The sequence below is a fragment of the Pseudoclavibacter sp. AY1H1 genome (assembly GCF_002931055.1).
GTDB lineage: Bacteria > Actinomycetota > Actinomycetes > Actinomycetales > Microbacteriaceae > Pseudoclavibacter.
Genome location: NZ_PSXX01000002.1, coordinates 1 through 19435, shown reverse-complemented (window position 1 = coordinate 19435; position 19435 = coordinate 1). Strand labels below are relative to the sequence as shown.

The 19435-nt window shown below is 67.6% G+C and carries 16 protein-coding genes and 1 pseudogene; 6 read left to right on the top strand and 11 right to left on the bottom strand.

The window, feature by feature from the left end:
* Positions 1-139: 139 nt before the first annotated feature.
* The gene (locus C5E05_RS04385) at positions 140-811 is read right to left on the bottom strand and encodes a response regulator transcription factor (RefSeq protein WP_104341227.1); all 672 of its coding nucleotides are present in this window, start codon (positions 809-811) and stop codon (positions 140-142) included.
* The gene (locus C5E05_RS04380) at positions 808-2085 is read right to left on the bottom strand and encodes a sensor histidine kinase (protein ID WP_258064767.1); all 1278 of its coding nucleotides are present in this window, start codon (positions 2083-2085) and stop codon (positions 808-810) included. Before C5E05_RS04380 ends, C5E05_RS04385 begins: the two co-directional genes overlap by 4 nt.
* A 159-nt stretch (positions 2086-2244) precedes the next feature.
* Between C5E05_RS04380 and C5E05_RS04375 the strand changes: the two genes are divergently transcribed.
* Together C5E05_RS04375 and C5E05_RS04370 are read left to right on the top strand one after the other, a co-directional pair.
* Positions 2245-2943 (top strand): ABC transporter ATP-binding protein, encoded by a 699-nt coding sequence (locus C5E05_RS04375; RefSeq protein WP_104341226.1) that lies wholly within the window; start codon positions 2245-2247, stop codon positions 2941-2943.
* Entirely contained in the window at positions 2940-4241 is a 1302-nt protein-coding gene (locus C5E05_RS04370) for an ABC transporter permease (RefSeq protein WP_104341225.1), read from the top strand. Before C5E05_RS04375 ends, C5E05_RS04370 begins: the two co-directional genes overlap by 4 nt.
* A 72-nt stretch (positions 4242-4313) precedes the next feature.
* On the opposite strand, the gene C5E05_RS04365 is transcribed toward C5E05_RS04370, so the two are convergent.
* From C5E05_RS04365 to C5E05_RS04330, 8 genes are all read right to left on the bottom strand, one after another.
* Positions 4314-4919: an HD domain-containing protein gene (locus C5E05_RS04365; protein ID WP_104341224.1), complete on the bottom strand. Its 606-nt coding sequence runs from the start codon at positions 4917-4919 to the stop codon at positions 4314-4316.
* A gap of 39 nt (positions 4920-4958) precedes the next feature.
* Positions 4959-6344 (bottom strand): glycoside hydrolase family 32 protein, encoded by a 1386-nt coding sequence (locus C5E05_RS04360; RefSeq protein ID WP_104341223.1) that lies wholly within the window; start codon positions 6342-6344, stop codon positions 4959-4961.
* A 175-nt stretch (positions 6345-6519) separates the two neighbouring features.
* Positions 6520-8133: an extracellular solute-binding protein gene (locus C5E05_RS04355; RefSeq protein WP_104307009.1), complete on the bottom strand. Its 1614-nt coding sequence runs from the start codon at positions 8131-8133 to the stop codon at positions 6520-6522.
* Between the two features lie 46 nt (positions 8134-8179).
* The gene (locus tag C5E05_RS04350; protein WP_228496612.1) at positions 8180-9052 is read right to left on the bottom strand and encodes a carbohydrate ABC transporter permease; all 873 of its coding nucleotides are present in this window, start codon (positions 9050-9052) and stop codon (positions 8180-8182) included.
* Positions 9053-9174: 122 nt separating this feature from the next.
* Complete coding sequence (locus C5E05_RS04345) at positions 9175-10152, bottom strand: sugar ABC transporter permease (RefSeq protein ID WP_104241696.1); 978 nt, start codon at positions 10150-10152, stop codon at positions 9175-9177.
* Positions 10149-11180, bottom strand: a complete 1032-nt coding sequence (locus C5E05_RS04340) for a LacI family DNA-binding transcriptional regulator (RefSeq protein WP_104341222.1) — start codon at positions 11178-11180, stop codon at positions 10149-10151. The genes C5E05_RS04345 and C5E05_RS04340 overlap by 4 nt, the downstream gene beginning before the upstream one ends.
* A gap of 210 nt (positions 11181-11390) precedes the next feature.
* A complete protein-coding gene (locus C5E05_RS04335) occupies positions 11391-12464 on the bottom strand; it encodes an alkene reductase (protein WP_104241691.1) in 1074 nt (357 codons plus the stop codon).
* A gap of 143 nt (positions 12465-12607) precedes the next feature.
* The gene (locus C5E05_RS04330) at positions 12608-13798 is read right to left on the bottom strand and encodes an ROK family protein (protein ID WP_258063144.1); all 1191 of its coding nucleotides are present in this window, start codon (positions 13796-13798) and stop codon (positions 12608-12610) included.
* Positions 13799-13925: 127 nt separating this feature from the next.
* Here C5E05_RS04330 and C5E05_RS04325 point away from each other — a divergent pair, with 127 nt between their 5' ends.
* From C5E05_RS04325 to C5E05_RS04310, 4 genes are all read left to right on the top strand, one after another.
* Positions 13926-15206, top strand: coding sequence for an ABC transporter substrate-binding protein (locus tag C5E05_RS04325; protein ID WP_258064766.1), 1281 nt, complete (start codon positions 13926-13928; stop codon positions 15204-15206).
* Positions 15207-15247: 41 nt separating this feature from the next.
* A complete protein-coding gene (locus C5E05_RS04320; RefSeq protein WP_104341221.1) occupies positions 15248-16192 on the top strand; it encodes a carbohydrate ABC transporter permease in 945 nt (314 codons plus the stop codon).
* A complete protein-coding gene (locus C5E05_RS04315) occupies positions 16192-17073 on the top strand; it encodes a carbohydrate ABC transporter permease (protein ID WP_104241687.1) in 882 nt (293 codons plus the stop codon). The genes C5E05_RS04320 and C5E05_RS04315 overlap by 1 nt, the downstream gene beginning before the upstream one ends.
* 118 nt (positions 17074-17191) lie before the next feature.
* Entirely contained in the window at positions 17192-18889 is a 1698-nt protein-coding gene (locus C5E05_RS04310; RefSeq protein WP_104341220.1) for an alpha-amylase family glycosyl hydrolase, read from the top strand.
* A 258-nt stretch (positions 18890-19147) separates the two neighbouring features.
* Here C5E05_RS04310 and C5E05_RS20325 read toward each other — a convergent pair.
* Positions 19148-19435, bottom strand: a pseudogene (locus C5E05_RS20325) (hypothetical protein); the annotation flags it as partial.

The window sequence follows — 19435 nt, the reverse complement described above, 5'->3', positions numbered from 1 at the left end:
GGGTTGCCGCACGCACGTCACACGCCCCGCCTGAACCACTCGGTTCCGGCGGGGCGTCTGCGTGTGCGGCGCTTTCTCTGCTGATGCGCTGTGACTCCCGGCCGGTGCTGGCACCCGCCTCGTCTCTGCACCTGCCGTCTCAGTGCCCTCCAGGTGACAGGAGCCCGCTCTCGTAGGCGATGATCACCAGCTGCGCCCGGTCATGGGCGTGGACCTTCGCCATGATGCGGTTCACGTGCGTCTTCGCCGTGTGCGGCGAGATGAAGAGCAGCTCGGCGATCTCGGCGTTGGCGTGTCCGCGAGCGACGAGGAGCAGCACCTCGCGCTCGCGATCCGTCAGCTGCTCGAGCTGCTGCGGCACGATGGAGGGCCCTGTTGGCTGCGAGCGGAGCACATATCTCGTGATGAGGCTGCGGGTCGCGGCCGGAGAGAGCAGTGCGTCGCCGGCGTGGACCGCGCGGACGGCTCGGACGATGTCGTCGGGTTCTGCACCCTTCCCGATGAAGCCGCTCGCTCCGGCGCGGAGGGCGGCCAGCAGGTACTCGTCCTCTTCGAAGGTGGTCAGGATGAGCACGCGCACCTCGGTGTTCCGCGGATCGCCGCAGATGGCGGCGGTCGCCTCGATCCCGTCGAGCTCCGGCATCCGGATGTCCATCAGCACGACGTCGGGTCGCAGCGTGGCGACGAGCGCCACGGCCTCCTTGCCGTTTCGTGCCTCGCCGACGACGTCGATGCCGGGCTCCTGGCCCAGGATGTCGGAGACGGCCTGCCGGATGAGGGCCTGGTCGTCGACGACGAGCACGCGGGTCATCGGGGGTCTCCGTGGGTGGCTGCGCCGAGGTGCGGACGGTCCTGCCGGGGGAGGGTCACAGCCACACGGTAGCCGCCCACGGCTGTGCCTGTCGTGACGGTGCCGCGCACCGACGCGACCCGCTCGCGGAGGCCGAGGAGCCCCAGCCCGCCCGATGCGCGAGCATCCGGCCCGTCCGTCACGAGGGGCGAGTCCGCCGGTGCGAGCGGACCCGAGGTGGGGTTCGTGACGATGACGCGCAGCTCCGTCTCCGTGAGGGCAAGCAGGACGTGCGCGCGGTTCTCGGCGCCGTGCTTGTGCGCGTTCGTCAGCGATTCCTGGATGACGCGGTACGCGACGAGGCTCGTCGCGCCCGTGACCTGCTGCAGCTCGCCCTCAGCTCGCACCTTGACGTGGAGTCCTGCTTCGCCGAACGACTCGACGAGGGCGTCGAGCCGTTCGAGTCCAGGCTGTGGGGCGGCGGATGCGTCGCCTGTGTCGTCGGCGCGGAGCACGGCGAGCAGGTCGCCGATCTCGGCGAGCACTGAGCGTGCAGCCCCTCGGATGGTGAGGAGCGCATCCTCGGCTCGCTCGGGGCGGGTCCGGAGGGTGCTCGAGGCGACCCCGGCGTTCAGACTGATGACGGAGATCTGGTGGGCGACGGCGTCGTGCAGGTCGCGCGCGATCCGAAGCCTCTCCTCGGTGACACGACGGCGTGCCTCCGATTCGCGGGTCTGCTCGGCGCGTTCGGCTCGCTCGGTGATCGCGACGATGTACTCGCGCCGGGAGCGGGTCGCGTCTCCGGCGGCCGCGGCGAAGGCGATGGTGACCGCGAACTGGATCGCACGCGGATCGAAGACGCTTCCGAGCGCTGCGAACAGACTGAGCAGGGCGACGCCGAGGACGGCGAGGGCCGCGGTGAGGGCCGCCCTGCGGCGGGTCGACTGCGTCGCGACGCTGAACATCGCCATCGCTGCGGCCAGGACGACGCCGGGTGAGAGGGTTCCGGTCAGTGCGGTGGCTCCGTAGATCACGAGCGTCGCGACGAGCACGGTGACCGGGTAGCGGCGGCGGAACGGCAGGAGGGCGGCCGGGGCCAGGACCATCGCGAACGCGAAGGGTGTGCTCGGTCGAAACTCATCCCCGCCGAACGGCATGACGGCGACGCCGACGATGAAGAGCGCAGCCAGCACGTCGACGACCCAGGATGGCGCTCGGGGGAGCGTCCTGGCGCGGCCTGCCATCGGCGAGTGCGGCCTGCCCTGGCCGGGCGCGGTGCTGCGGGATTCCTGCATGGACCAAGTGTGCCCGCCGCATCTTGCTCGCGCGTCCCCCGTCGAGAGCACGGCTGTACCGCATCCGCAGTACTCGGTGACCGCGGTCGGGGGACGCGCGGCGCTCGGGGAGCCGCGAGCATCAGAGGGTCGAGACCTCGGCACCAGCTAGGAGGCAGCATGCCAGCACCGATCATCTCCGTCCGCGACGTCCGTCGCTCGTACGGTCGGGGACAGAACCGCTTCGAAGCCCTGAAGGGCGTGAGCTTCGACATCCGCGAGGGGGAGAGCCTCGCCATCGTCGGGAAGAGCGGCTCGGGGAAGTCGACCCTCATGCACGTGCTCGCGCTCTTGGACGTGCCGACCTCGGGCACCGTGGAGTTGGAGGGCACCGACACCCGGACGCTGCGGGGGAAGAGGCTCAACCGAACCAGGAACAAGACGTTCGGCTTCGTGTTCCAGCAGTTCTTCCTCACCCCGAACGTCTCCGTGCTCGAGAACGTGGTGCTCCCCATGAAAATCGCCGGCGTTCCGCGTTCCGCGCGGCGCAAGCGCGGGCTGGCGGCGCTCGAGCAGCTCGAGCTCGATGACAAGGCGAGGAGCAAGGCCCTCAACCTGTCTGGCGGCCAGAAGCAGCGGACCGTGATCGCGCGTGCGCTCGTCAACAATCCGAGGATCATCTTCGCGGATGAGCCGACGGGCAATCTCGACACCGGCACCGGCGGAGTTGTCGAGGACATCCTGTTCCGTCTGAACCGGGAGAACGGCATCACCTTGATCGTCGTCACCCACGATGAGGACCTCGCGGCGCGCTGCGATCGCCGCATCCTGATCCGCGATGGCCTGATCGTCGAAGACTCTGCGCAGGTGGCGGCATGAGAACCATGGACCTCATCGGCACCGCCGTCTCGAACACGTTCCGCTCGAAGACTCGCCTGCTCCTCACGATCCTGGCGATCTTCGTCGGAGCGTTCACGCTGACGCTCACGAATGGGCTCGGCACGGGCATCAACGCCTACATCGACGACACCGTCAACGGGGTGGGGGCGGCGGACACCTTGACGGTGACGAAGACGAGCGACGCGACGGGCTTCGGCAGCGGCGAGTCCGGCCCGCTCGAGTACAACCCGGACGCCGTTGCGAGCGCGGGCCCTCCAGGGTCGACCGTCACCGCGCTCCTGCCCGCCGACCTGGAGTCGCTCGCGGGCATCGAGGGTGTCGTCGACGTGCAGGCCACGAAGTCGCTCTCGGTCGACTTCGTGCAGGCCGGTGCTGGCACGAGGTTCGCGGTGGGGGCGGGAAGTCTCGTGGAGGGTCAGACCGTCCAGCTGCAGGCCGGCTCCGATCCCGATGATGCGAGCGGCGAGCTGCAGGTGCTGCTGCCGACGTCCTACGTCGAACCGCTCGGCTTCGCCGACGCGGATGCGGCGGTCGGCCAGACCGTGACGATCGGCAGCACGGATGCGCTCCGCGGCACCCACGAGACCCAGGCGGTTGTCGTCGGCGTCGCAGAGGAGAGCATCGCCTCGCCGACGGGGGCAGCGCTCGTGCCGAACGACGCGCTCACGGATCAGCTCTACGCCACGCAGAACATCGGGATCCCTGCGGATCAGGTTGAGCGCTACGCACAGGCCACGGTCTGGTTCAGCCTGGATGCGAGCAGCGGCGACATCGATCTCCTCAAGCAGCGGCTCTCGGATGCCGGCTACACCGGGAGCACCGTCGCCGATCAGCTCGGCACGATCAAGACGGTGATCGACGGGATCGTGCTCGTGCTGAACGCCTTCGCGGTGATCGCGCTCCTCGCTGCGAGCTTCGGCATCGTCAACACGCTGCTGATGTCCGTGCAGGAGCGAACTCGCGAGATCGGGTTGATGAAGGCCATGGGGATGGGCAGCGGCCGAGTGTTCACGCTGTTCAGCATCGAGGCGGCGTTCATCGGCTTGCTGGGGAGCGCGATCGGTGCGGTCGTCGCGGTGGTCGCCGGGACGGTCATCAGTGCCTCGCTCGCGACGACGTTGCTGGCGGACCTGCCGGGGCTGACGCTCATCGCGTTCGACCCGGTCTCGATCGGCGTGGTCATCCTCGTCGTCATGGTCATCGCGTTCCTGGCGGGGACGCTGCCTGCGGCTCGAGCCGCACGAGCCGACCCGGTGGAGTCGCTGCGCTACGAGTGACGGTGGCAGTGAACCTGAACGAGAACGGGGATGAGTCCCGGTGGAGCCTCTGCAACCGCCGGAACTCAGCCCCTACCCAAGCTGCTCGAGCGGGTTCATTTCGAGCTTCTGGAGGAGGCCGCCGTCGACGAGCCTGCGGGCGGAGGTCGTCGGCTTCCTCGCCGCCTGGTCGGTCACGCATGCACCGAACTCGGCGGCGAGCGTGCCTCGCGGATGCGCTGCCAGGACCTCCCGCAGGAATCCCTCCGGCAGCGCATCCGGCCTGCTCCCGGTGATATCGAGGCCGGTGGCGCGTTCGAGCAGGTACCCCTCGAGATCCAATCGTGGGTCGACGCTCGTCCAGTTGTGGCGCACGATCACGTCGAGGACCCGCGTTCGACGCTCCGCGGCCCAGCCCGCGCCGGCCGTCAGGGCGACGGCGACGTGCCCACCCGCGTGCTCGTAGGAGACGGTGTGGTTGTCGTACTCCGTCGTCGTCCCGATGTCGTGGAGGAGAGCTGCGACGTAGAGCAGCTCGTGGTCGACACCAGCTCGGCCCTCGACCGCGGCGATGCCCTCCGCCCACAGCCACGAGCGGACGGCGTGGGCGGTGAGCGACGCCGTCTGGTATTGGAGCGCCAGCTCGAGCGCGCCTCGGGCGGCGGCGGAATCAGGGACGGGGAAGTCGGCGATGCGCATGGCCAACTGTCCCACGTGATCCGAGATCCGTGCCGCTGCTCACTGCTGTGTTCGTGCGCGGCTCAGCGCGACGCTGGGAAAGACCTGCTCCGTCACCGTCTGCGTGCCGTCGGCGAGGAAGATCTCGATGACGGTCGCGTCCACCACGATCCTGACGTCGATGGGTGACGCGATGTGCGCGCCGATCGGCACTCGGTTGGGGGCCGCGAACCGGGGGTGGAAGTCCACGATGCCGCTGCTCCCGCGCTCGACGGTGAGGCTGGCGGAGTCCCCGTCGCGATCGAAGTGGACCAGCACCTGCTCGTCGGTAGCCCCGTCGCTGTCGAGCACGATCGTCGACCTACTGCCCGGCTCGACGGCGATCGTGTGCTCTGAGATGGTCATGCCCGCGTGGCCTTCCCCGATGACCGGAACCTGGCCCAGCCGGTGGCGGCCGTCGGCACAGCGCACGAGCCTCATCTCGCGGACGAGCGACATCGCGGAGCGCCACGGCGAGGTCGGCGTCTCGTTGGCGTAGTCCCAGTTGCTCGCCCAGCCGATCATGAGGCGGCGGTTGGCCGGGGCGTTGTCGAAGGAAACGGCCGCGTAGTAGTCCCGCCCGTGGTCGAGCCAGTCGTACTCCTCAAGATCGTCGGAGGCGGTCAGGCGCTCGGCGACGAAGGTGGTGCCGTCGAAGTCGCCGACGAAGTACTGCGTGCCGGACCCGCCGGCCCGCGCTCCGGGGTTCATGCTCACGATCAGCACCCACCGCGTCTCCCCGGTCGCCCCGACTCGGAGCGGGAAGAGGTCGGGGCATTCCCAGACGCCACTCGTCGCGTGCGCGGGCCCGAAGTCCGACGCGAACGTCCAGTCGATGAGGTTGTTCGAGGTGTAGAACAGTACCTTCCTGGCGACCGCATCCACCACCACCATGACCCAGTTGCCGTCGTCGCCGCCGTGCCAGAAGACCTTCGGGTCTCGGAACTCGGACGAGCCGATGTCGAGGACCGGGTTCCCCGCGTACCGCGTCCAGGTGGCGCCGTCATCGGTGCTGAAGGCGAGCGACTGCGCCTGCAGGCCGGGCATCTCTCCCACGGGTGGGCGTGCGCTCGTGTAGATGGCGACGAGGGCCGTCTCGCCGTCGTTCGCGAAGCCGGCCGTGTTGCGGGTGTCGACGACGGCGCTTCCCGAGAACGCCATCTCCTCGTCGGTTGCGGGAATCGCGACGGCCTGCTCCGTCCAGGACACGAGGTCGGTGGACGTGGCGTGCCCCCAGGAGATGTTGCCCCAGGTGCTGCCGAACGGGTTCGTCTGGAAGAACAGGTGGTAGACGCCCTGGTGGTAGACGAGTCCGTTCGGGTCGTTCAGCCAGGACGTGTGGGACGTGAAGTGAGCGGATGGCCGCAGCGGGGTGACGGCCGTGGTCGTCGGGGGAGTCATGTTCATGGATGCGTTCCGTTCTTGAAGGTGAGCACTCACGGGTGAGCGCTCACGGGAGATCTCTTGCACGTGAGCTCAGGCAGCTGATCTCTGCCGGTGGCAGCTCGTGCGGGGCGGTTCTGCGCTTCGGACGGGGTAGGCGCGATGGCGGCGGGACCGGGAGAGTCCCGCCGCACCTCGGCTACTCGCCGCCTTGCTGGAACCGGTCGTAGGCCTGCTGGTAGATGTCGGTGACCTCTGCGACGCCGAGACCCTCGAGCTGAGACGTGTAGCTCTCCCATTCGGCGTCGATGTTCCCGTTCACGACCCAGCTCGCGAACTTCTCCTTCACGAGGCTGTTGATGTCGGTGAGCGCGAAGGCGGTCTGGTCGAGCTCCTCGTTCGACAGCAGCACTGGTGGGTACGCCTCGTTGGCGGCGTATGGCGCGTAGTTCTCGTTCACGAGGTCCTGGCGCAGCTTCGCGCGGGGCTCTGGCGCGACGACCGTCTCGAAGTCCTCGGCTGTCGTGATCTTGGGGCCGCCCGGGGCGACCTTCTGGCGTCGTTCGCCTTCGGACTCGCCCTCCGGGGCGGGGATCTGCACGAGGATGCCAGCTGCGTCCTCTTCCAGCGTCACGCCGATGGGTCCCCAGCTGGTCTGGGCCGACATGACCGGGTCGAAGAGGCGATCTGCCCAGCGGATGGTCGCTGACGGGTACTGGTTGGCGCGGGTGAGCGCCATGGCGCCGCGGTTGATCTCCTGGTTGTTGGAGACGCTCGCGAGGCGCTCGCCGTTCGTGCCCTCGAGGACGCCGACCAGCTCGTAGTCGCCGCTCTTGTCCTCGCCGACCATCTCTTCGAGCTCCCACCAGAAGAAGGACCCGAGGATCGGCGTCTCCGCCTTGCCCTTGGACAGGTAGGCGACGTCGTCCTGCGAGAACGATTCGGGGTCGATGAGCCCGTCCGCGTACCACTCGCCGAGCGCTTCGACGCCGGCACGGTACTCGCTCGTGTTGGCGGTGAATTCCACGGTCCCGTCGCGGACGATGCGGTGGTCGTTGTTCTCCGGCTGGCCGCCGAGGGCGGTGATGAGGTCGGAGGGGTTGGCGGCGAAGGAGTCGGTTCGGAACGAAAGTGGGACCTCGTCGGCCTTGCCGTTGCCGTTCGGGTCGCGTGTCTTGAACGCCTCGAGCGCAGCCTGGTATTCGTCGATCGTGGTCGGCATCGGGAGGCCCAGGGTGTCGAGCCACTGCTTGTTGATGTAGAGGAAGTTCGGGTACTGGAGGATGCCGAGCTCCTCGACGGAGGGGAGCGTGTAGATGTGCCCGTCGGATGCGGTGAGCGCGGCCCTGATGTCAGGTCGAGCGTCGAGGATGCCGGAGAGGGTGGGCGCGTGCGCTGCGATGAGGTCCTCGAGCGGGATAAGGGTGCCGTTCGAGCCGTTCTGGACGATCTCGGAGTCGCTCAGGCCCGAGTTGAAGAGCACGTCGGGGAGCTCGTCTCCGGCCAGCATGAGGTTCTTCTTCTCGGCGTAGACCTGCTCGGGCAGGTTGCGCCAGTCGATCGTGATGTTGGTGTCCGCTGCCCATTGCTGGACGAGTTCCATGGAGGCGTAGTCGGGGGCGAGCGCCGACTTGGTGCCGCCGAACGTGAGACTCAGGGGCTCGGTGACGATGGGCAGCCCTTCGGCGTTGAATCCGTAGTCGGAGGAGAGGTCGGTGAGCTCGCCGCCGCCGCTGCCGCCGGTGCATCCGGTCAGCAGGAGGCCGCTCACGGTCACGAGGGCGATCGAGGTCGCGAAACGTCGCTGTTTCATGTTCGTTCTGTCTTTCTTGTCGAGCGATGGTGGGATGAGGAGCTGTTCAGCTCTTGACGGCGCCGAGAAGGGCGCCCTTGGTGAAGTGCTTCTGCATGAAGGGCAGAACGATGAGCAGCGGCAGGCTCGAGATGACGATCATTCCGTACTTCATGAGCTCGCCCAGGCGCTGAGCGGCGGCGTAGGAATCGACTGCGCCCGTGCCTCCTGCGGAGTTGACCTCCGACTGGATGAGCACGTTTCTGAGGACAAGCTGGAGTGGGTACTTGCTCTCGTCGTCGAGGTAGATGAGGGCGTCGAAGAAGGCGTTCCAGTTCGCGACGAGGTGGATCATGATCATGAGGAAGATGAGGGGCTTCGAGAGCGGGAGCACGATCTGGAAGAAGAAGCGGAAGTCGTTCGCTCCATCGATCTGAGCGGCTTCCCGGAGCTCGCTCGGGACGTTGTTCTCGAAGAAGGCCCTCGCGATGATGAGGTTCCAGACGCCGACCGCACCGGGGAGCACGACGGCCCAGATCGTGTCCAGCATGCCGAGGTCGCGCACGACGAGGTAGCGGGCGATGAGGCCGCCGTCGATGAACATCGTGAGGATGAAGACGAGCATGAGGACCTTGCGCCCGTACAGGTCCTTCCGCGAGAGCGCGTACGCGCCGCAGAGGATCGACACGACGCTGATGAGGGTGCCGACGCTCGTGTAGAGCACGGAGTTCCCGAAGCCCTGCCAGATGGCCGCGTCCGCGAAGATCCTGGCGTAGCCCTCGAGGGTGAACCCCTGGGGCCACAGCCAGACGTTGCCGTTGAGGATCTCGGCGGGTTCGCTGACGGAGGCGATCACGATGAAGTACAGCGGGTACAGGACGGCGGCGATGGCGAGCAGCAGGGTCCCAACCGCGAAGGTGTTGAAGACCGGGTCTGCCATGCGCTTGCGCCAGGGGTCCCGTCGGCGCGGCACAGGGCGGGGAGCCACCCGGGGTCGCGCGCCGTGGTCGAGCGGCGCGGGTGCATCGGATTGGGGGCGTGAGGCCGTTGAAGTCATGTTCATCACCAGAGAGTCGACTGGCCTGCACGCTTCGCGACCCAGTTGAAGGTCAGGAGCAGCACCATGTTGATGAGGGAGTTGAAGAGGCCGATGGCGGCCGAGTAGCTGAACTGGGCCTGCTTGAGGCCGGCTTGGTACACGTAGGTCTGGATGACCTCGGAGGTCGGCAGGTTGAGGTCGGTCTGCATGAGGAGGACCTTCTCGAAGCCGAGGTTGAAGAGGTTCCCGATCGCGAGGATGAAGAGGATCGTGATGACGGGGAGGATCCCGGGGATGTCGATGTGCCGGATCCGCTGCCATTTGTTGGCCCCGTCGACGCGCGCCGCTTCGTGGAGCGACGGGTCGATGGCGGTCAGGGCGGCGAGGTAGACGATCATCGAGAATCCCGCGTTCTGCCAGATGTCCGAGCCGATGTAGAGGGGCCTGAACCACTCCGCCGAGCCCATGAAGAAGATGGGGTCGCCGCCGAACACCGTGATGGCGTTGTTGACGATTCCGGATCTCGGCGAGAAGAGCAGGTAGATCATGCCGACGACGACCACCACCGAGATGAACGACGGCGAGTAGAGGACGGTCTGCGTGAACTTCTTGAAGCGCTCGCTCTGCAGCTGGTTGACGATGAGCGCCAGGATGATCGGCACGGGGAACGCGATGAGCAGCCCGAGTGCGTTCAGCGTCAGGGTATTCGCGATGAGCCGCTCGAACTGGAACGAGGTGACGAAGCGTTCGAAGTGCTCGAGCCCCACCCAGGGGCTCCCGGCGAATCCGTCTGCCGGGTTGTAGTTGCGGAAGGCGATCTGCGCGCCGTACATGGGCCAGTACTTGAAGACCAGCACCGAGGCGAGTGCGGGGAGAAGTAATACGTATAACTGCCAGCTCCGCATGGCGCGGCGGACTTCAGTTCTGAAATCTCGTCGCGGGCGGCGCGGCTGCCGGGACTGCCGTGGTTTGCGTGCCGGGAGGGTGATCTTCGTGGTCATGCTTTGGCCTTTGCTACAGACCCGCGAGTCACGACGGTGCACTCGAGTGGGATGTGAAGGGATGGGGAGGATGTCGGTTCGAGGAGCAGGTCGATGGCGGTCCGCGCCATCTGCTCGTAGGGAAGGGCGACCGTGGTCAGGCCGGGGTCGAGGTGGGGCGCGAGCATCTCGTGGTTGTCGAAGCCGATGATGGAGCAGTCGTCTGGCACGCTGAGGCCGAGGGCCTCGAGGGCGCGGTAGGCGCCCCAGGCGGTTCGGTCGTTGCCGCAGAAGATCGCCGTCGGTCGGTCGTCGCCCGCCATGAGCTCCTTCGTGAGTCGCAGGCCATCCTCGACGATTCCGGTGCCGGGGAGGATCCACTCGGGCCTCGGTGAGAGGCCAGCTTCGCTGAGCGCTCGCCGGAACCCGGCGAGGCGTCCGATACCGGCCGGCAGGTCGCTGATCTGGGGCTGGATGTTGATCATCGCCAGCTTCGTGTGGCCCGCGTCGAGCAGCTGGCGCGTTGCCGCGTAGCCACCCATCTCCTCGTCGGGGAACACGCTCGGCACGAGGCTGGCGCGGTCCTGCGCGTTGACGACGACGGTGGGCACTCCGCTGAGTGCCTCGGGGACATCGAGGATCCGGTGGTACATCGAGGCGTAGACGACGCCGCGCACTCGGTAGGACTGCATCATCTCGACGGCGGCCTGCTCGAGTCCAGCGTCGTTGTAGGTGTCGACGGTCAGGATCACGTTGCCGTTCTCCCAAGCGAGGCGCTGTGCGCCTTTCAGGAGCCCGCCGGCGAAGGGGGAGCTGGCCACTTCGTCGGAGATGAAGCCGATCATCTCGGACTCGCCGCTCCGCAGGGTCTTCGCGAAGGCGTTCGTCCGGTAGTCGAGCTCGCGGACCGCTTCCAGAACGCGCTCCTTGGTGGCTTCGGCGACGCGGGAGCCCGCGACGTTGTTGAGGACCAGCGACACCGTGGCCTGCGATACACCGGCGTGCTCTGCCACCTGTGACATCGTCGTCGTCTTGGGACGTCTCGCCATTGCCCACCTCCTCGTGGATCAGTTAATCGTATAACGCATGCTAGCACGGGGGCGGAGATCCGCAATGGCGGTGTGGAGCAACGACGCAGGACATCGGTGCGTGATCGAGCCGCGCACGACGCCACCCCTAGATCATTCGGGTGGCGTCGTGCGCGAGCTGCCGTCCTGCCGTTCTGGCAGGGTGGCGCGCGCCTCGCTGGGCTGCGCGGGTTACGCGGAGAGCCGCGGGTAGTCGGTGTAGCCGACCGCCCCTTCGCCGTAGAAGGTCGCCGGGTTCGGCTCGTTTTCGGGGTGGTCGCCCTGCCAGCGCTCGACGAGGTCGGGGTTCGCGATCGCGAGGCGGCCGACGGCCACCGCATCCGCGTTGCCCTGGCCGACGAGGTTGAGGGCCTCCTCGCGGGTCGTGACGCTGCTGAAGCCGCTGTTCGCGATGAAGGCGCCCCCGAAGCGGGCCCGCAGGTCCTGCACCAGCGCGCCTTCCGGGTCGGCGTGCAGCACGCTCAGGTACGCGAGGCCGAGTGGGGCGAGGCCATCGGCCACCGCGTCGTAGGTTGCGCGCACGTCAGTCTCGTCCGTCTCGACGACGTCCTGGATGTTGTGGGCGGGCGACAGGCGCACGCCGACGCGTCCCGCGCCGATCGCCTCCGCGACGGCTGCCGTCACCTCGACGACGAACCGGGCGCGGGCCGCAGGCGAGCCGCCGTACTCGTCGGTGCGCTGGTTCGATACGGGCGAGAGGAACTCGTGCAGGAGGTAGCCGTTCGCGCCGTGGATCTCGACGCCGTCGAGGCCGGCCTCGATGGCGCGCCTGGCGGCATCCACGAACTCCTCGCGGACCTCGGCGAGCTCAGCCGTCGTGAGTGCGTGCGGAACCGGGTAGGGGAGCTTCCCGTTCGGGGTGCGCACCTCGCCGTCGATCGCGATGGCGCTCGGAGCGACGATCCGGTCGGTGCCCGTGATCTCGGTGTGCGAGACGCGGCCGCCATTCATGAGCTGCATCACGATGCGCCCGCCGCGGGCGTGCACGGCCTCGGCGACTCGGCGCCAGCCCTCGGCCTGTTCGGGGGTGACGATGCCGGGCTGGCCCGGGTAGGCGCGCGACTCGGCGCTCGGGTAGGTGCCCTCGGTGATGATCAGGCCAAGGCTCGCGCGCTGCGCGTAGTGCTCCGCGACGAGCTCACCCGGCACGCCTGCAGCGTCTGCGCGGGTGCGGGTCAGTGGCGCCATGACGACACGGTTGGCGAGCTCGATGTCGCCGAGAGTCAAGGGGGAGAAGAGGTCCACTGGGACTGCCTTTCGGATCGCGGGACCCGCTCATGCGCGGCCCCACAGATCGAACAGCGGCCCGCCCGCTCGCATTCCGTGCGGGCGTGTTGCGCGCTCAGGCGGCCCGCGTTAAGGGAGTCCTCGTTCGGGGAGCTCCTCGTTCAGAGGTCGAGGATGCTGCCCCTCACGGAGCTGAGGGCGTGCTGCACGGCGCCGATCGACACGACACCGGCACCGAGCTCTGAGCGCACGAGTTGCGGCACGGGCAGGTGCAGGAGCGCGGGGAGTTCCTCCCGGGCCGCCGCGATGATGCCGTCGGCGCCCGGCGCGACGCCTCCCGCGATGATGACCCGCTCGGGGTCGAAGAGGCTTGCGACGAGGCCGACGATGCGGGCCAGCACTCCGCCGACTTCCGTGACGACCCGACGAGCGTCCGGGTCTCCGTCCCTGGCCGCTTCGAGCACGAGCTTGCCGTCGATCTGCTCCGGCCCCACCCGCAGGAGTGCGCTCCCGGGCAGCACGTTCCCGTCGGCGACGGCCGCCCTGGCGAGCCGCGCCGCGCGCAGCCCGAGGCCGTCGACGCCTCCCGCGCCGACCACGAGGTCGAGGCCGAGCATCTCGCCGACCCCGCCGTGGGCGCCACGGAGCAGTCGCCCATCGACGACGATGCCCGCACCGAAGCGTTCGCCGCTCAGGAAGGTCACGAAGTCGCTGCTCCCGACGCCTCCACCCACGCTGCCCTCCGCGACGGCGGCGAGCAGGGCGTCGTTCTCGACGCGGATGATCGGGATCTGCTCCTCGAAGACCGTCACGAAGTCCGGGTTGGTGCGCTGCCAGAACCTGTCGACGTGCGTGGGGGAGGTGCCGCGCGCGTCGACGGGCGCTGGGACGCCGATGCAGATCGCCGCGACCTCCTCGAAGGCGTGCCCGGTCACGCCGAGCTGGTCGGTGACGACCCGGCGCAGGAGATCCCGCCTCGTCTCGGGGGAGTCGGCCTCCGGGTCGACCTCGACCTGGCCGGTGCTGATCGTCGAGCCGCGCAGGTTCGACACGGTTGTCGTCAGATGCTCGCGTCCGGCGTCGACGCCGACGACGACTCCCGCGTCCGCCGCGAACTCGAAGCGGCGCGCGGGTCGCCCCTTCTGATAGCTGCCGTCCTGTCGCGAGTTGGGGAGCTCGGTGATGAGCCCACACGAGGCGAGCTCGTCGAGGAGGTCGATGATGGTCGACCTCGTGAGGCCGATGCTCATGGCATCCGTCGCGGTGAATGCCTCGGAGCTCCAGGCGTACTCGAGCAGCAGCTGCAGGTTGGTGCGCTTCAGGGGAGGTGGGGTGCTGGGAAGGCTGAACACGGTGTTGACCTTTCGCTGGCCGTGGGTTTACATTACCTCCAGCAGTAAATTTAGACACAAAATTTAGTGTTCGTTTCAATGTCTGGCCAGCGTCCGCAGCGGCCAGCTCAGCCCAAGGGACAACGACGTGCCAACACCTTCGAAACGCTTCCGGCCCCGCGCCCTGCTGCGTGCGCTTGTCGCCGCGCTCGTGATCGCGCTCGCCGGCTCAGGACTCGCAGCCTGCACCAGCACAGGGCCCACCGAGGTGCGCTTCTTCCTCAGCAAGCCGGAAGCCATCCCGTACTTCCGAGAGCTCATCCAGGACTACAACTCCTCGCAGAGCGAGGTGCGAGTCGTCCTCGACACCTCCTCCAACCTGCAGGCCGGGTTCCTTCGCGGCAACCCGCCGGACCTGGGGCTCCTCAACTACAACATGGAGATGGCCCGCTTCATGGAACGCGGCGCGCTCTCAGACCTGTCCGACCTGCCCGAGGCCGACCGCATCCTCCCGGAGATCCAGGGCCTCGTCGACCAGTACGCCAGCTACCCGGGGCGCACGAGCGTGCTGCCCTACTCCGTCATGGCCGCATCCGTCATCTACAACAAGGACATCTTCGAGGAGCAGGGCCTCGAGGTGCCGACCACCTACAGCGAGCTCATCGAGGTCTGCGATCAGCTCAAGGCGGCCGGCGTCGACCCGTTCTACGCCACCTTCAAGGACCCGTGGACGGTGAGCCAGGGATGGTTCGACTACACGGTCGGCGGCTCCATCGACGTCGCGGGCTTCTACGACGAGCTCAACAAGCTCGGCACCGACGTCGGACCGGACTCGCCCGTCTCGTTCGAGTCGACCATGACCGACCCGGTCACGCGGATGACGGAGCTCGCGAGCACCTACACGAACGCGGATGCGGGCAGCCGGGGCTACGGCGATGGCAACGTGGCCTTTGCCGAGGGCAAGGCGGCCATGTACCTGCAGGGCCCGTGGGTGCTCGGCGAGATCGCCAAGACCAACCCGGACGCGAACCTCGGCATGTTCCCCCTCCCGATGACGGAGAACGCCGACGACCGTGAGGTGCGCGTCAACATCGACCTCGCGGCCTGGATCCCGGAGGCCTCCAAGCACAAGGAGGAGGCGCGCGAGTTCCTCCAGTACCTCTTCCAGCCGGAGGTCATCAACGCCTACAACGCGGCCCAGCTCGGCTTCGGCACGACCGTCGACGCCGACCCGGTCACCGACCCGCGGCTCGTCGAACTCCAGCCCTACTACGAGAACGCCGCCTTCTACCAGGGGCCGTCGAAGGCGATCCCGCTGACGATCCCCACCGAGAACTACATGCAGGGACTCGTCACCGGGGGAGCGAGCGTCGACTCGACGCTCAGCACGCTCGACGCCGACTGGGCCCGCCTCGCGCTGCGCCAATGACGGCCAGCCCAACTCGATCAAGAACCGGACCGGAGACACCAATGTCGACCACCATCGAGGCAACCACCACGGAGGCGATCCGCACCGAGGAAGCCGCCCGCGAAGGCAAGAAGATCAGGCCGCGAAGCTCACGTCGCATCGACCGCGTCCACTACCTCTTCCTCGTCCCGACGCTCGTGCTCTTCACGATCGCCATCACCATCCCCGCCGTCATCGGCATCTTCTTCAGCTTCACGAACTCCATCGGCTTCGGCGAATGGAACTTCGTCGGCGTCACCAACTACATCGCCATGTTCGGCGACCCCGCCATCTGGCAGAGCTACGGGTTCACGATGGGCTTCGCGGCCGTCACGGTGATCCTCGTCAACGTGCTCGCGTTCCTCCTCGCGATCGGCCTCGTCGCGCGTATCCGCCTCAAGGCTCCGCTGCGCACCGTGTTCGTTATCCCCATGGTCATCTCGGGCATCGTCATCGCGTTCGTGTTCAACTTCCTGTTCTCCAACGCCGTGCCGGCGCTCGGGCAGAGTCTGAACATCCCGTGGCTGTCGGAGAGCATCCTCGCGAACCCGAACCTCGCGTGGATCGGCATCGTCATCGTGACGGCCTGGCAGGCGATCCCCGGCACGCTGCTCATCTACATCGCCGGTCTCCTCGCGGTTCCCGGCGACGTCTACGAGGCGGCCGACCTCGATGGGGCCTCGAAATGGCAGCAGATGCTGCAAATCACGCTGCCGCTCGTCGCCGGCTACGTCGTCATCAACGTGATCCTCGGCTTCAAGAACTTCCTCAACGCCTACGACATCATCGTCGGCCTCACGGACGGCGGCCCGGGCACGTCGACCAGAAGCATCGCCATGACGATCTTCACCGGCTTCAGCGGCGGCGACTACGCCTACCAGATGGCCAACGCGACGTTCTTCTTCGTCCTCGTCGTCGTCATCTCCCTCCTCCAGCTCCGCCTCACCCAGGGAAAGAACCAACTCTGATGGCACTTCAACAGCCCATCGTCAGCCGCGCACGAGTGGCCCCGGCGAGCAGGAACCGTGGCGGACGAGGTCGATGGTCGACGACGATCATCCTGCTCCTCTGCGCCGTGACCGTGCTCATCCCGCTCTACGTGACCGTGGTGACCGCCTTCAAGACCACCTCTCAGGCCGTCAGCGGCAACGTGTTCGCGCTGCCTGCGCCCTTCAGCTTCGACGGATTCGTCGAGGCTTGGAACCTCACCAACTTCCCGCAGGCGTTCAGCGTCTCCGTGTTCATCACGGCGGGCACCGTCGCGGGCGTCATCCTGCTCGCGGCTCTCGCCTCGTACGCCATCACGCGCAACTGGAACAACCGGTTCTTCCGGGGCTCCTTCTACTACCTGCTGGCGGCGATGTTCCTGCCCTTCCCGGCTGTTGCCCTCCCGCAGATCCAGATGAGCGGACTCTTCGGGCTCGACAACCCGGTCGGCGTCATCATCCTCCACGTCATGTTCCAGCTCAGCTTCTCGATCCTGCTCTTCACCGCGTTCCTGAGGTCGATCCCGGGCGAGCTCGAGGAGAGCGCCCGCATCGACGGCGCCAGCACGTGGCAGACGTTCTGGCGGGTCATCTTCCCGCTCCTCGCCCCGATGAGCGCGACGGTCGGCATCTTCGCCTTCCTCGCCTCCTGGAACGACTTCATGATGCCGTCGCTCATCATCTCCGACCCGGCGATGCAGACCCTGCCCGTGGTGCAGAAGATCTTCCAGACCCAGTTCAGCAACAACTACAACGTGTCCTTCGCCTCCTACCTGATGGCGATGGCGCCGGCGCTCATCGCCTACCTGTTCACGCAGCGGTGGGTCATGGAGGGCGTCACGCAGGGCGCCGTCAAGGGATGACCGCTTCGCGGACGCTGCACGCGCTTCCACAGGAGCATCTCGCGCCTACCGCGAGCCCTCTTGAACCCAGAACCCTTTCTCAGCCACAGACCACCAACAACCCGAGGAATACCCAACTATGAGCTCGACCTTCTCCGCAGAGACCGACGTCCTCACCCGCGCCCGCCCGCAGGACGCCAACTGGTGGCGTCAGGCGGCGGTCTACCAGATCTATCCGCGCAGCTTCGCGGACGCCAACGGCGACGGGCTCGGCGACCTGCCGGGCATCACCGCGAAGGTGCCGTACCTGCAGGCGCTTGGCATCGACGCCGTCTGGCTCAGCCCCTTCTATCCGTCTGAGCTCGCCGACGGCGGCTACGACGTTGCCGACTACCGCAACGTGGATCCCCGCCTGGGCACGCTCGAGGACTTCGACCGCATGGTCGCGGCCCTGCACGGGGCCGGGATCCGCGTGATCGTGGACATCGTCCCGAACCACTCGTCCGACCAGCACGAGTGGTTCCAGGCGGCTCTTGCCGCTGGGCCGGGCTCCCCGGAGCGCGACCGCTACATCTTCCGCGACGGCAATGGGCCGGACGGGGCGGAGGCGCCCACGGATTGGGAGTCGGTGTTCGGCGGACCGGCTTGGCATCGTGTCGAGGACGGCCAGTGGTACTTCCACAACTTCGCGGTCGAGCAGCCCGACTTCAACTGGGCGAACCCCGAGGTGCGGGCCGATTTCCTGCACACCCTGCGGTTCTGGTCAGACCGAGGTGTTGATGGCTTCCGCATCGACGTCGCCCACATGCTGACGAAGGACCTCAGCGGCGAGCTGCCGTCGAAGGCGGTGCTCGACGCGTTGCCCTTCGACGGCAATCACCCCATCATCGACCGCGACGACGTGCACGAGGTCTACGCCGAGTGGCGCAAGGTCTTCAACTCGTACGACCCACCGCGGACGGCCGTCGCCGAGGCTTGGGTCGAGCGTGATCGCCGCCCGCGCTACGCGAGCCCGGAGGGGCTCGGGCAGGCCTTCAACTTCGATCTCCTCGAGGCCGACTTCGATGCCCGCCAGTTCTCGAGCATCGTGACCGACAACCTCGAGCTCGCCGAGCGCTCTGGGTCGTCGACCACGTGGGTGCTGTCGAACCACGACGTGGTGCGTCACGCGACGCGCTACGGACTCCCGCATCCGGAGCGCAGCGAGAAGGGGCACCCGGTCGTGAAGCACGGCTCTGAGTGGCTGCTCTCGGGTGGCGAGCACCCTGTACTCGACGCGGAGGGTGGGCTGCGTCGGGCGCGCGCGGCGACGCTGTTCACGCTCGGGCTGCCCGGTTCTGCGTACCTGTACCAGGGTGAGGAGCTCGGGCTCCACGAGGTCGCCGACATCCCGGACTCGGACCGCCAGGACCCCACCTTCTTCCGCAACCCCGGCGTCGACATCGGCCGCGACGGGTGCCGTGTTCCTCTGCCTTGGGTTGCCGAGGGTCGATCGTTCGGGTTCGGGGAAGCGGATGCGCACCTTCCCCAGCCCGGATGGTTCGGCGCGTCGGCCGTCGAGCTCCAGGAAGAGGACGCCGGTTCGGTGCTTGCGCTCTACCGGAAGGCCCTCGCGCTGCGGCACGAGCTGCAGAGCGGGGAGGAGCTCGAGTGGCTGCCGAGCGGGAGGGCGGACGTGCTTCGCTTCGCCCGCCCGAACGGCTGGGAGATCGTGACGAACTTCGGGTCCGAGCCGTTCGACCTGGGCGCTGACGCTGAGGTGCTGCTGCGCAGCGACCTCGACAGCGGCACAGACTTGGCGGGCGAGACGACCGCGTGGGTGCGTCGCCCGGCCTAGTCGGGGCTCGGTAGCCGGAGTCCATCGGCGACCAACGGTAGGCCGCGGGAAGTGTGAAGTAGCAAGAAGGAGAGAGCGAGCAGCGCGGAGCGACTCGCGACTCCCACTTGGGTGCGCCCTCGCTCGTCTCACGAGCGAGGGCGCACCTCTGCGAGCGCACCTCTGCGAGCGCACCTCTGCGAGCGCACCTCTGCGAGCGCGCCTCGTGGAGGCAGCGCGTCGCCCGCGGGTCGCGTCGCCCGGGGTCGCGTCGCCGAGTCAGAACGGTGGCGCGCTGGAGGCGGGGCCGAGCTGCGGCGGCGGGTCTTCTTCAGGGGCCGAGCGCTCACTCGAGTTGGGCCCTGGGTGCTCGTCCGCTGGTCTGAAGAGTTGATCGGTGGGTGTGAAGGTGGGGCCGTGGGGTTTGGGGTGGTCTGTGTAGGTTTTTCCGCTTGGGGTGGTCCATTCGAGGGTGCCGCCGTCGTGTTGGGTGACGGTCCAGGCGGTGTGGTGCTTGACGATGTGATGGTTTTTGCAGAAGTCGCTGAGGTTCCAGGTGGCGGTTTC

Coding starts and splice junctions, on each gene's coding strand:
- C5E05_RS04385 (WP_104341227.1), bottom strand. CDS start 811: ATGACCCGCGTGCTCGTCGTCGACGACCAGGCCCTCATCCGGCAGGCC.
- C5E05_RS04380 (WP_258064767.1), bottom strand. CDS start 2,085: ATGCAGGAATCCCGCAGCACCGCGCCCGGCCAGGGCAGGCCGCACTCG.
- C5E05_RS04375 (WP_104341226.1), top strand. CDS start 2,245: ATGCCAGCACCGATCATCTCCGTCCGCGACGTCCGTCGCTCGTACGGT.
- C5E05_RS04370 (WP_104341225.1), top strand. CDS start 2,940: ATGAGAACCATGGACCTCATCGGCACCGCCGTCTCGAACACGTTCCGC.
- C5E05_RS04365 (WP_104341224.1), bottom strand. CDS start 4,919: ATGCGCATCGCCGACTTCCCCGTCCCTGATTCCGCCGCCGCCCGAGGC.
- C5E05_RS04360 (WP_104341223.1), bottom strand. CDS start 6,344: ATGAACATGACTCCCCCGACGACCACGGCCGTCACCCCGCTGCGGCCA.
- C5E05_RS04355 (WP_104307009.1), bottom strand. CDS start 8,133: ATGAAACAGCGACGTTTCGCGACCTCGATCGCCCTCGTGACCGTGAGC.
- C5E05_RS04350 (WP_228496612.1), bottom strand. CDS start 9,052: ATGGCAGACCCGGTCTTCAACACCTTCGCGGTTGGGACCCTGCTGCTC.
- C5E05_RS04345 (WP_104241696.1), bottom strand. CDS start 10,152: ATGACCACGAAGATCACCCTCCCGGCACGCAAACCACGGCAGTCCCGG.
- C5E05_RS04340 (WP_104341222.1), bottom strand. CDS start 11,180: ATGGCGAGACGTCCCAAGACGACGACGATGTCACAGGTGGCAGAGCAC.
- C5E05_RS04320 (WP_104341221.1), top strand. CDS start 15,248: ATGTCGACCACCATCGAGGCAACCACCACGGAGGCGATCCGCACCGAG.
- C5E05_RS04315 (WP_104241687.1), top strand. CDS start 16,192: ATGGCACTTCAACAGCCCATCGTCAGCCGCGCACGAGTGGCCCCGGCG.
- C5E05_RS04310 (WP_104341220.1), top strand. CDS start 17,192: ATGAGCTCGACCTTCTCCGCAGAGACCGACGTCCTCACCCGCGCCCGC.